Annotated in this window: 9 protein-coding genes; all 9 read right to left on the bottom strand. The window is 68.8% G+C overall.

What is annotated here, in order from left to right:
• Window positions 1-9: 9 nt before the first annotated feature.
• Window positions 10-1,287 (bottom strand): extracellular solute-binding protein, encoded by a 1,278-nt coding sequence (locus J8M51_RS02285; protein WP_455568213.1) that lies wholly within the window; start codon window positions 1,285-1,287, stop codon window positions 10-12.
• A 162-nt stretch (window positions 1,288-1,449) separates the two neighbouring features.
• Complete coding sequence (locus J8M51_RS02280) at window positions 1,450-3,147, bottom strand: pyridoxal phosphate-dependent aminotransferase (protein WP_267298920.1); 1,698 nt, start codon at window positions 3,145-3,147, stop codon at window positions 1,450-1,452.
• A 198-nt stretch (window positions 3,148-3,345) separates the two neighbouring features.
• A complete protein-coding gene (locus J8M51_RS02275; RefSeq protein ID WP_256964151.1) occupies window positions 3,346-4,401 on the bottom strand; it encodes an aldose epimerase family protein in 1,056 nt (351 codons plus the stop codon).
• 111 nt (window positions 4,402-4,512) lie between these two features.
• Window positions 4,513-5,757 carry a multiple monosaccharide ABC transporter permease gene (gene mmsB / locus J8M51_RS02270; protein ID WP_086754192.1) on the bottom strand — a complete coding sequence of 415 codons (1,245 nt, stop codon included), beginning with the start codon at window positions 5,755-5,757 and terminating at the stop codon, window positions 4,513-4,515.
• Window positions 5,754-7,304: a multiple monosaccharide ABC transporter ATP-binding protein gene (gene mmsA, locus J8M51_RS02265; RefSeq protein ID WP_086754190.1), complete on the bottom strand. Its 1,551-nt coding sequence runs from the start codon at window positions 7,302-7,304 to the stop codon at window positions 5,754-5,756. Before mmsA ends, mmsB begins: the two co-directional genes overlap by 4 nt.
• Window positions 7,305-7,346: 42 nt before the next feature.
• Window positions 7,347-8,459, bottom strand: coding sequence for a multiple monosaccharide ABC transporter substrate-binding protein (gene chvE / locus J8M51_RS02260; protein WP_179202972.1), 1,113 nt, complete (start codon window positions 8,457-8,459; stop codon window positions 7,347-7,349).
• A 149-nt stretch (window positions 8,460-8,608) separates the two neighbouring features.
• On the bottom strand, window positions 8,609-9,577 hold the full coding sequence (locus J8M51_RS02255) for a hypothetical protein (RefSeq protein ID WP_086754186.1): 969 nt from the start codon (window positions 9,575-9,577) through the stop codon (window positions 8,609-8,611).
• 141 nt (window positions 9,578-9,718) lie between these two features.
• The gene (locus J8M51_RS02250) at window positions 9,719-10,759 is read right to left on the bottom strand and encodes a zinc-dependent alcohol dehydrogenase (protein WP_086754184.1); all 1,041 of its coding nucleotides are present in this window, start codon (window positions 10,757-10,759) and stop codon (window positions 9,719-9,721) included.
• Entirely contained in the window at window positions 10,756-11,913 is a 1,158-nt protein-coding gene (locus J8M51_RS02245; RefSeq protein ID WP_086754182.1) for a mandelate racemase/muconate lactonizing enzyme family protein, read from the bottom strand. The genes J8M51_RS02250 and J8M51_RS02245 overlap by 4 nt, the downstream gene beginning before the upstream one ends.
• Window positions 11,914-11,942 lie beyond the last annotated feature (29 nt).

Genomic DNA, 11,942 nt, shown 5'->3' with positions numbered 1-11,942 from the left:
ACAGCCCGGCTACTTCGCCACCTTCGCGATCGACTCCAGCACCTCCCGCGGGTTCCCCTCCGGAGTCACCGCCGACCCGATCCGCTTGCGGATCGCCGCGCCGACCTCGGACCAGTTGGTCTCGGCGACGGGGTAGAGGCGGAGGTTCTGGAGGGTGTCGAGGCCGTTCCAGAGGGGCTTGTGGGCCTTGTCGGCGCGCATCGCGTCGGCGGCGGACGTGGTGACGGGGAGCAGTTCGTACTGGGCGGCCTGCTCGGTCACGTACTTGTCGGTGTAGAGGAAGTCGAGGAACTGGCCGATGGCGGTGCGGTGGTCGTCGTTGCGGAAGGCGATGACCCAGTCGGCGGTGCCCATCGTGGGGGTGTTCTCGCCGTCACGGCTCGGCAGCGGTACGGCGCCGTAGGGCACGGAGTCGGAGGAGTCCGCGATCTGGCGGATCAGCGACAGCGGGCCGTTGACCATGGCCGCGTCGCCGGTGAGGAAGGCGGCGACGGCCTCGCGCCGGTTCAGCTCGCCGGGGGCTACGGGACCGGTGAGGCCCTCGCCGATCAGGTTGTCCCGCAGCCAGGTCAGCGTCGCCACATTGGCGGCGGAGGCGAGGTCGTAGCGGTTCGTGGAATCGGTGTAGCCGCCCTTGCCGGCCAGCAGCCACATCAGCGTCTCGGCCTCCGCCTCCTCCGGGCCGAGCGGCACGGCTATCGGGTACTTCACCCCCTGTGCCTTCAACGCCCTTGCCGCGGCGAGGAGTTCGTCCCAGGACTCCGGCGGCTGCAGGCCCGCCCGCGCGAACAGGTCCTTGTTGTAGTAGAGCAGCCGGGTGCTCGCGGTGAACGGCAGGCCGTACTGCGCCCGGTCCATCTCCCCGGCGTTCGCGAGGCTCTGGACGAACGAGGCCTGGACCGGGACCGACAGCACCTCGTCGGCGCTGTAGAGGAGGTCCCGCGCGGCGTACTCGGAGTAGCTGTCCGTCTGCACGATGTCCGGGGCCTCGCCCCGCTCGACCAGTTCGGCGACCTTCTCGTCGACCTCGTCCGGGTCGTAGACCCGCACGTCCACATCGATGTCCGGGTGGTCCGCGCCGAACGCGAGCGTGACCCGGTCCCAGTAACCCTCGGAGTTCTTGCGGACGCTGTCGCCGTAGTTGGTCGCGACGACGGTCAGGGAGATCCCCGCCGACTCCGCGTCCGCGTCGCCGCCGCAGGCGGACAGCGCGGCGGCGAGCCCCAGCGCGGCCGTGGCCGCCACGAACGTCCGTGCCCCGCGGCTCGTCCGGGTCCTGTGGCGCACGGTCCACCCACCTCCAGCTGTCGGTCGAACCTCACTCGCACGCGTATGCGGCAGGCTTGATCGTAGAGTGCGCATCGGTGGGGAACCGGGCCGTGGGCGTTGCGTTTTGGTTCCGACGGTGTGACGGGAGATACGGAATCGGCGCCGGTGGCGTCCGAGGGCTCACCCCACCTGGTTGTACACCGCCCCCGCGGCCGGCCACCCCTGCGGCTCCTCCAGCGGCTCCGGCTGGGTACGGCCGCGCACCTGCGCGGCGGTGAGGCCCTGGGCCGCGCCGTTGACGCGGCGCCCGCCCTGGGCCGCGGCGGCGAGACCGGGCATACCGGTCTGGGAGACGGGCTGGAGGCCGGGGGCCGGCATGCCCGGGCTCGCCATGCCCGGACCAGGCATGCCCGGACCGGGCATCGCGGCGGCCGGCGCGACGGGCATCGGCGCCGGCGCGGGGACCGGCATCGGCGCGGGGACCGGCATCGGCATCGGGGCCGGAGCGGGCGCCGGGGACGGGAACTGCATGGACGACGACTGCATGGACGACTGCATCGGGGACTGCATGGCCGCGGCGGGCGCCGGGGCAGGGGACGCGAACTGCATGGAGGACGCGGGCGCCGGGGCCGGCATGCTCATGGCCTGCGCGGCGAGGTTCTGCATCCCGGTGCCGCTGGTCTCGCCCATCAGCCGGTCCACGGCCGCCGTACCCGAGCTGTAGCTGGTCCCGGTGCCCAGCTCCGGTACGGCGGCTCCCCTCCTGGACCCGTAGAGAACCGACTCCAGGCCGGACACCAGGCGACGGACGTCCACCTGGGGCCGGACCACGAGCCGCAGGAAGCGACTGGACGAGCCGACCTTGTTGCCGCACTCGCGGACCAGGACCCGGTGCTCGGTGAGCAGCCGGTCACGGACCACGGTGCCCTCGGCGCCCACGGGCAGGCGCACGAAGAGGAAGTTCCCCTGCGACGGGTAGACCGTCAGCCCGGGGAGGGCGGAGAGCTGGCGGGCCATGTCCAGCCGGTCGCGGCGGACCTGGTGCAGGCTCTCCATGTACTCGGCGCCGTGGTTCTTGAGCATGAACACCACGTGCTCGGCGAAGGAGTTGAGGTTCCACTTCGGCAGCATCCCGCGGACCTTGCCGGCGAGCGCCGGGTTGGCGACCAGGTAGCCGAAGCGGATGCCGTGCAGACCGAAGTTCTTGCCGAGGCTGCGCAGCACGACCACGTTGGGCCGCATGACCGCGTCCTGGACCGTGGACGGCTCGGACTCGGCGTCGGCGAACTCCAGGAACGACTCGTCGATGACGATCAGGTCCAGGTCGGCCATGGCGTCCATGAACTGCACCAGCGCGTGCCGGTGCAGGAAGCCGCCGTCGGGGTTGTTCGGGTTGCAGATGACGGCGACCCGGGTGCCGCGGGCGCGGATGAACTCGGCGTACTGGGCCAGGTCCAGGGCGAATCCGCTGGACTCCTGGAGCGGGAACATGTCGACCCGCTTGCCGGTCTCCATGGGCTGGTCGGTCCAGCGGCCGAAGGTGGGGACGGGGACGGCGAGGGACTCACGGACCATCAGATGGTCGAGCCAGGTGATGAGTTCGGTCGAGCCGTTGCCCATCGCCACGCACTGCGGCGGGAGTTGGAGCAGACTGCACAGCTCGGCCGTGATGGTGTCGGCGCTGCTCGGGTAGTACGTGATGATGTCGCGCAGCTTGCCCGCCATGTCGTCGAACATGGCGGGGGTGGGGAAATAGGGATTGCACGGGATACAGAAGTCCACCGGACCCACCCCGTCGCCGCCTTCACGCGTCAGCGCCGCCATCGACGGGCTGTGTGCCGCGGTGCTGCGGAACAACGAGGTGACGTTGTCGGCCATGGAACCTCCGTAGGGGGCGGACCCGTTGGGGACGACCGGGTCCGACGACTAAGGGCGGCCCGTGCGGGGGAGCACGGGCCGCCCTTACATACGCATGCTGGGGTGGCGCTGTTCAACCACTGAGAGTTCCGTGGGAAATTGTGTGCGCGCTGTGAAGATCTTACGTCATGTGCGCGTCAGCGGCATCGCGTCCGCGCGTCAGTCAAACGCGTGGACGGTCGTCGACCGGTAGGTCTCGCCGGGCCGCAGCACGGTCGACGGGTACGACGGCTTGTTCGGCGAGTCGGGGAAGTGCTGGGTCTCCAGGCACAGCGCGTCCCCCTGCCGGTAGCTCCTCCCGGAGGTTCCCACGAGCGTGCCGTCCAGGAAGTTCCCGGAGTAGAACTGCAGCCCCGGCTCGGTCGTGGAGACCGTGAGCACCCGGCCGGACGCCGGGTCCACCAGGGTCGCGGCCCACTCCGGCGCGTCCGTGACGCCCTTGTCCAGCACCCAGTTGTGGTCGAACCCCTTGGCGTACAGCAGTTGCGGATCGCCCGCGCGGAGGTCCGCGCCGACCGTCTTGCCCGTGCGGAAGTCGAAGGGGGTGCCCGTGACGTCGGCCGGTTCCCCGGTGGGGATCAGGCCGGAGTCGACCGGGGTGTAGCGGCCGGCGGCGATCGTCAGCTCATGGTCGTGGACCGGGCCGCGGCCCTCGCCGGCCAGGTTCCAGTAGACGTGGTGGGTGAGGTTGACGACCGTGGGCCGGTCCGTGGTCGCCTCGTAGTCGATCCGCCACTCGCCCCGCCCGGTGAGGGTGTAGCGGACCCGGACGGTCAGGGTGCCGGGGTAGCCCATCTCGCCATCGGGGCTCGTGTACGACAGCCGCAGGCCCAGGTCCGGGCCGTCCTCGAACGGCTCGACGTCCCACACGGCCCGGTCGAAGCCGTCCGCCCCGCCGTGCAGGCTGTTCGCGCCGTCGTTGACGGACAGTGTGTACGTCTCGCCGTCCAGGGTGAAGCGGGCGGCGCCGACGCGGTTGCCGTAGCGGCCGATCAGCGCGCCGAAGTAGGGGGAGCCGGCGACGTACTCCTCGACGCTGTCGAAGCCCAGCGAGACGTTGGCGTACCGGCCGTCGCGGTCCGGGATCTCCAGGGACTGCACGATCCCGCCGTACGACAGGACCTTCAGCCGGGTGCCGCCGTTCTCCAGCGACCAGCGGTGGACCTCGGTGCCGTCGGCGAGCTTGCCGAAGAGTTCCTTCACGGGTGACTTCACGGGTGACGCCCCACTTTCGTGCCTCACGAAATGCCTCACGTAATGCCTCACGAAATGCCTCATGAAAAAAAGGGGGCCCCGCCGAGTCGGCGAGGCCCCCTTCCGGTGCGGTCAGTTGCCGCCCTTGCGCTTGTTCCACACGTCGAAGCCGACGGCGGCCAGCAGCACGAGGCCCTTGATGACCTGCTGCCAGTCGGTGCCGATGCCGACGAGGTTCATACCGTTGTTGAGGACACCGAGGACGAGACCACCGATGATCGCGCCGAGCACGGTGCCGACGCCGCCGCTCATCGACGCGCCGCCGATGAACGCGGCGGCGATGGCCTCCAGTTCGAAGTTGAGGCCGGCCTTCGGGGACGCCGCGTTGAAGCGGGCGGCGAAGACCAGACCGGCCAGCGCGGCCAGCATGCCCATGTTGAGGAAGATCAGGAAGGTGACCTTCTTGTCCTTCACACCGGACAGCTTGGCGGCGGGCAGGTTGCCGCCGATGGCGTAGATGTGCCGGCCGATGATCGCGTTGCGCATCACATAGCCGAAGCCGACGACCAGCGCGCCGAGGATCAGCAGCACGATCGGGGCGCCCTTGTAGCTGGCGAGCAGCATGGTGACGGTGAGCAGGGCGGCGGAGATCGCGACGAGCTTGAGGACGAACAGGTTCATCGGCGGCACGTCGAGCGCGAACTCCTGCTGCCTGCGCCGGTCGCGGAACTCCTGGATCACCACGAACGCGATGACGGCGAAGCCCACCAGCAGCGTCAGGTTGTGGTAGTTCGTCTCCGGGCCGACCTCGGGGAGGAAGCCGTTGGCGACCTTCTGCAGGCCCTCCGGGAACGGACCGAGGGTCTGCCCCTTGAGGAAGATCTCGGTGAGACCGCGGAAGACGAGCATGCCCGCCAGGGTCACGATGAACGACGGTATGCCGAGATACGCGATGAAGAACCCTTGCACGGCGCCCGCCGCGGCACCCACGGCCAGACACAGCAGCACCGCCAGTGGCCACGCTATGTCGTTGTCGACCATGAAGACGGCGGCCATCGAGCCGATGAACGCGGTCAACGAGCCCACGGACAGGTCGATGTGGCCGGCGATGATGACCAGCATCATGCCGATCGCGAGGATCAGGATGTAGCTGTTCTGCAGCACCAGGTTGGAGACGTTGCGCGGCAGCAGCAGGTCACCGTTGGTCCACACGGCGAACAGCGCCACGATCAGACCGAGCGCGATCAGCATGCCGTACTGCCGCATGTTGCTGCGCAGGCCGTCCAGCACCAGCTGGAGCAGGCCGCCACCCGCCGCCGACCCGCTCTTGCCGGGCGGCGCGGGGGCCGGGCTCTTGGCGGTCACATCCGTGCTCATCGGGTTACCTCTTTGTCCTTCGTCATCTGACGCATCAGTGATTCCTGCGTGGCCTCGGCACGCGAGAACTCACCCGTCAGCCGCCCTGCGGCCATCGTGTAGATGCGGTCGCACATTCCGAGCAGTTCCGGCAGCTCGGAGGAGATGAAGACGACCGCCTTGCCCTCGGCCGCCAGCTTGTCGATGACCGTGTAGATCTCGTACTTGGCGCCGACGTCGATACCCCGGGTCGGCTCGTCCAGGATCAGCACATCGGGACCGGCGAAGATCCACTTGCTGAGGACGACCTTCTGCTGGTTGCCGCCGGAGAGCTTGCCGACCGGCTCGAAGACGGTCGGCGCCTTGATGTTCATCGACTTGCGGAACCGCTCGGCGACCTTCCGCTCCTCGTGCTCGTCCACCACGCCGACCTTGGCGACCTTGCCCAGCGCGCTGAGCGAGATGTTCCGGTTGATGGTGTCGATGAGGTTGAGGCCGTAGTGCTTGCGGTCCTCGGTGACATAGGCGATGCCGTGGTCGACCGCCTCGGGGACGGTCCGGGTACGGATCTCCTTGCCGTCCTTGAGGACCGTGCCGCCGCTGTAGCGGCCGTAGGTGCGGCCGAAGACGCTCATCGCCAGTTCGGTACGGCCCGCGCCCATCAGGCCCGCGATGCCGACGATCTCACCGCGCCGCACCTGGACGGACACGTCGTCGACGACCTTGCGCTGCTGGTCGATCGGGTGGTGCACGGTCCAGTTGCGGATCTCCAGAGCGGGCGAGGCGCCCTGCTCCGGCTCGTGCGGGGTGCGCTCCGGGAAACGGTGCTCCAGGTCGCGCCCCACCATGCCGCTGATGATCCGGTCCTCGGTGGTCTCCGCGGCCTTCACATCGAGGGTCTCGATGGTCTGGCCGTCGCGGAGGATCGTCACCGAGTCGGCGACCTTGCGGATCTCGTTCAGCTTGTGGGAGATGATGATCGAGGTGATGCCCTGCTTCTTCAACTCCAGGATGAGATCCAGGAGTTTGTCGCTGTCCTCGTCGTTCAGGGCGGCCGTCGGCTCGTCCAGGATGAGGAGCTTCACCTTCTTGGAGAGCGCCTTGGCGATCTCCAAGAGCTGCTGCTTGCCCACGCCGATGTCGGCGACCCGGGTGTCCGGGTGGTCGGAGAGCCCGACCCGGCGCAGCAGCTCGGTGCCGTGCCGCAGGGTCTCCCGCCAGTCGATGAACCCGCCCTTGGCGTGCTCGTTGCCGAGGAAGATGTTCTCCGCGAGGGAGAGGTACGGCGACAGCGCCAGCTCCTGGTGGATGATGACGATGCCGCGCTGCTCGCTGGCTCTGATGTCCTTGAACTCGCAGGGCTCACCCTCGAAGAGGATGTCGCCCGTGTAGCTGCCGTGCGGGTGGACGCCGGAGAGGACCTTCATGAGGGTCGACTTGCCGGCGCCGTTCTCCCCGCAGATGGCGTGGACCTCGCCCTGCCGGACGGTCAGCGTGACGTCCGACAGCGCTTTTACGCCGGGAAAGGTCTTGACGATCGAGCGCATTTCCAGGACGGGTCCCGCCATGGTCGTGCCTTCCAATCAGTGGTCGGTCAGTGGATCCGTCGACTAGTTGAGGTCGCTCTCCTTGATGTAACCGGAGTCGACGACGGTCTCCTTGTAGTTGCTCTTGTCGACGCTGACCGGCTCCAGCAGGTACGCCGGGACGACCTTGGACCCGTTGTCGTAGGTCTTGGTGTCGTTCGTCTCGGGCTTCTTGTCGTTCAGCAGCGCGTCGACCATGTTCGAGGCGACCTTGGCCAGCTCACGGGTGTCCTTGTAGACCGTCATCGACTGCTCGTCGGCGATGATCGACTTCACCGAGGCGACCTCGGCGTCCTGGCCGGTGACGATCGGCAGCGGCTTGCTCTTGGAGCCGTAGTCGTCCGACTTCAGCGCCGAGAGGATGCCGATGGAGATGCCGTCGTAGGGGGAGAGGACGGCGTCCACGCGGTCGCTCTTGTACGCGGAGGTCAGGATGTCGTCCATGCGCTTCTGGGCGGTGCCGCCGTCCCAGCGCAGGGTGGTGACCTGGTTCAGCTCGGTCTGGCCGGACTTGACGACGAGCTGCTTCTTGTCGATGTAGGGCTGCAGGACGTTCATGGCGCCCTGGAAGAAGTAGCGGGTGTTGTTGTCGTCGTTGGAGCCGGCGAACAGCTCGACGTTGAACGGGCCCTTCTTGGAGCCGTCCGCGAGGCCCAGCTTCTCCAGGATGTAGTTGCCCTGGAGCTCGCCGACCTTCTCGTTGTCGAAGGACGCGTAGTAGTCGACGTTCTTCGTGCCGAGGATCAGACGGTCGTAGGAGATGACCGGGATGTCCGCGTCGGCGGCCTGCTGCAGCACGTTGTTCATCGACTTGTTGTCGATCGCCGCGACGATGAGGGCCTTCACACCCTGGGTGATCAGGTTCTCGATCTGGCCGACCTGCTGGTCGGGGTCGTCCTCGCCGTAGACCAGCTTGGTCTTGTAGCCCTTGGACTCCAGGTCCTTCACGACGTTGTTGCCGTCGGCGATCCAGCGCTCGGACGACTTGGTCGGCATCGCGATGCCGATGGTGGCGCCCTCGGTGCTGCCGCCCTTCTCCTCGCTGCCACCCTCACCGCTCTGGCCGCAGGCGGACAGGGTCAGGGCGAGGGAGGCGGCGGAGGCCATGGCGGCGAGTGCGGCTCGGCGAGTGCGCATGATCATCATCCTTGATGTCTTGAAGGCGTGGAACGTTCTGGCGGGAACGGCACTTCATGAGCCGAAGGACGCCAGAGAAGATGTGGGGGATTCTGTGTGACCGTGTGGACGTCTGTGAAGCCCATTGGCCGGAACGTTATGCGGGCGTGTTACGCGGGTGTTCCGAAGCGCTTCAAAGCGCCCGGAAGCCGCGAGCCGAGCGGCGCCATGTCGCCGTCCGCCCCGTGCCGCGCGAGCAGGTCCAGGGCCAGCCGGCCGCGCCGTACGCGTTCCTTGGCCGTGGACAGCGTGAGGTCCCGCATGTGGTGCCCGTAGGGGTAGATCCCGGGGGCCTTCGACAGGCCGAACTTCAGATAGATCGGTGCGCCGCGCCGGATCAGCTCGGCGACCTCGTACATCCGCACATAGCCGCCGAGATCGTCCGGGGCCTCGATGTACATGTCCATGGGGGCGCCGGACACCCGGCGGATCTCCGTGAGGTGATCGAGCGTCAGATCGCTCGGCACGTTGATCGAGTCGCCGCCGAGGTTCTCGTACACGGCGTACGCGGTCGGGTTGACCGGTCCGATCAGCGCCGACACCTTGAAGGTCGTGTCGGCCGGGATGATCCCCTCGACACGCGCCCGGTGCAGCGTCCACAGCACGCCCTCGTCGGCGACGAGCAGGCACTTCACACCCAGCTCGGTGGCGCGTACGGCGTCCTCCACACAGCCGGCGACCGCGTCGTGGCCGCGGGCCCTGAGGCCGGCACCCTTGGAGTCGGTACGGGTGGAGCCGCCGATGTCCCAGGTGCCGCGCGGGCCGGTGAAGAGGCAGAGCTCGATGTCGCGCTCGGCGGTCGCCTCCACCATCTCGGTGATCTCGGCGTCGGTGAGCATCCAGACACCGCTGCCCTGGCTGATCCGGTGGATCGGCACATCGAGCCGCGAGGCCTCCTTGAGGACCACGGCGAGCGCCTCGGGCCCCTCCACGGAGGGCACCTCGGTGCGCCAGCGCCCGCCTTCGGGGAAGGTGTGCGGGGAGGCGTCGGAAGGGTCGAGGGCGGGTGCGTTCAGCCCGAGCGCGGCGAGGGCCTGCTCGCCGGGTCGGCGCGGCGCCGGAGCGGTGGTGTCGGTCACAAGCTGTCCTTCGCTGCGATCTGATGCGATCAGGTTCGGTATTTCGGACAAGGTTCGCGGCTCTTGGTGCACAGGGTTCTTGGGTGTACGCCGGTACGAAGTCGTCAGGTACCCCGTACCGGCGTACGGCTCAGGTGTGTGTCATGGCCGCAACAGGACCTTTCCGACGGTCGGGTCGCCCGACCCCACCAGCTCGATGGCCTGCGGGAACTCCTCCAGCGGCAGCTCGTGCGTGACGAGCGGCAGCGGGTCCAGCAGTCCGGCCCCGAAGACCCGCACGGTGTGCGCCCAGGCGTCCGGCGCCGCGCCGAACACCGTGTGCACCTCCAGCTGCCGTACGACGAGGTCCGTCGGGTCGAGCCCGTCCGCGCCCGGCGCCGGGATGCCCGTGAGGACCAGCCGCCCGCCGCGCCGCAGCAGGGCGGCGGCCGTGCGGGCCGCGTCCGCGGACCCGGCGGTCTCGATGACCACGTCGAAGTCGCCCGGAAGCTCCTGGTCCTTGGTCCGGAAGTCCGTCGCGCCGAACCGCTTCGACAGCTCGGCCCGGTCCGGCCGGGTGCCCACGACGAGCAGCTCGGCGGGGGAGGCCGCCTTCAAGAACTGAACGGCGAACATCCCGAGCGTCCCGGTGCCCACCACGGCGACCCGCTCGCCGGGAACGGCGTTCGCCTTGAGCGCGGCGGCCGCGATGCACGCGGCCGGCTCCAGCAGCGCCGCCGCCGTCAGATCCGCGTCGTCCGGCAGGACGTGCAGCAGCCGGGCGGGCAGCGTGAGGCTGGTGGCCATCGCACCGGGCTGGGTGAACCCGGTCTCCTCGTACCCGGCCGAGCACAGGGTGGTCTCGCCCGCGTGGCAGCGGTCGCACACCTGGCAGTTGCGGAAGCCCTCGCCAACTACCTTGCGCCCTACAAGACTTGAAGGAACACCGTCACCCACGGCGGTCACCGTACCGGACCACTCGTGGCCCGGTGTGAGCGGGTAACGGACGTACCCCTCGGGCCGGTTGCCCTGGAAGACCTCGCGGTCGCTGCCGCAGATCCCGGAGGCGTGCACCCGGACCAGGGCCTCGCCGGCCGCCGGCTGCCGGGCCTCGTGCGGGACGAGCCGGTGCTCGCCCGGTGCCTCGATGACGACGGCGACGGCCGGGGTGCCGGCCTCGGCCGCCTCGGGCGAGGCGCTCACGCGTTCCCCTTGGGCTTGCGCTGCTCCCAGCCCTCGGCCCACAGGTCGAAGCGGGCCTGCTGCTGCGGGAACTCCTTCGCCGCGTCCACGTCCAGCTCGACACCGAGGCCGGGCTTGTCGGAGAGGTGGAAGTAGCCGTCCACGACCTCCGGGGCACCCGAGACGACCTTCTTGATCTCCGCGTCCGCGAAGTCGTTGAAGTGCTCCAGGATCTTGAAGTTGGGGGAGGTGAAACCGACCTGGAGGGAGGCCGCGGTGAGCACCGGACCACCCACGTTGTGCGGCGCGACCAGCGTGTAGTGGGTCTCGGCGGTCGCGGCCAGCTTGCGGGTCTCCCAGATGCCGCCGATGTGGCCGACGTCGGGCTGGATGATGTCCACGGCCTGGCTCTCGAAGAGCTCCCGGAACTCGATCCGGTCGTGGATCCGCTCACCCGTGGCCACCGGGATGTCGACCTTGGCGGCGACCTTCTCCAGCGCCTTCAGGTTCTCCGGCGGGCACGGCTCCTCCAGCCACGCGGGCTTGAAGGGCGCCAGGTCCTTGGCGAGCCGGACGGCGGTCGAGGGCGAGAACCGGCCGTGCATCTCCAGCATCAGCTCGGCGTCCGGCCCGATGGCGTCGCGCACGGCCTCGATCAGCGAGACGGCGTACAGGCTCTGCTCGTGGTCCAGCTCGAAGTGGCCGGTGCCGAAGGGGTCGATCTTGAGCGCCTTGTACCCGCGCTCCATGACGCCCTGCGCCGCCTTGTGGTACGCCTCGGGCGTGCGCTCGGTGGTGTACCAGCCGTTGGCGTACGCCTTGACCTTGTCGGTGACCTTGCCGCCGAGCAGCTGCCAGACGGGCACGCCCAGGGCCTTGCCCTTGATGTCCCAGCAGGCCATCTCGATGACGGCGATGCCCGACATCACGATCTCGCCGGCCCGACCGTAGTCGCCGTACTTCATCCGCTTGACGAGATCCTCGACAGCGAACGGGTCGGACCCGAGAATGTGATTGGTCTGTGCCTCGTGCAGATAGCCGAGCAGCGCGTCGGTGTGGCCCAGCATGCGGGTCTCGCCGACGCCGGTGAGCCCCTCGTCGGTGTGCACCAGTACGTAGGTCAGGTTCCGCCACGGCGTCCCGACCACGTGCGTGCTGATTCCCGTGATGCGCACGGTACTCCCTGTCCTCTGTGGTCTGTTCG

The organism is Streptomyces griseiscabiei (assembly GCF_020010925.1).
Classification (GTDB): domain Bacteria; phylum Actinomycetota; class Actinomycetes; order Streptomycetales; family Streptomycetaceae; genus Streptomyces; species Streptomyces griseiscabiei.
Note: the sequence above shows the minus strand (reverse complement) of the source record. Positions and strands in the feature narration are given on the sequence as shown.

Bases quoted from the DNA above. Each gene is read 5' to 3' on its own strand.
- mmsB (WP_086754192.1), bottom strand. From the start codon at position 5,757: ATGAGCACGGATGTGACCGCCAAGAGCCCGGCCCCCGCGCCGCCCGGC.
- J8M51_RS02280 (WP_267298920.1), bottom strand. From the start codon at position 3,147: ATGGCCGACAACGTCACCTCGTTGTTCCGCAGCACCGCGGCACACAGC.
- chvE (WP_179202972.1), bottom strand. From the start codon at position 8,459: ATGCGCACTCGCCGAGCCGCACTCGCCGCCATGGCCTCCGCCGCCTCC.
- mmsA (WP_086754190.1), bottom strand. From the start codon at position 7,304: ATGGCGGGACCCGTCCTGGAAATGCGCTCGATCGTCAAGACCTTTCCC.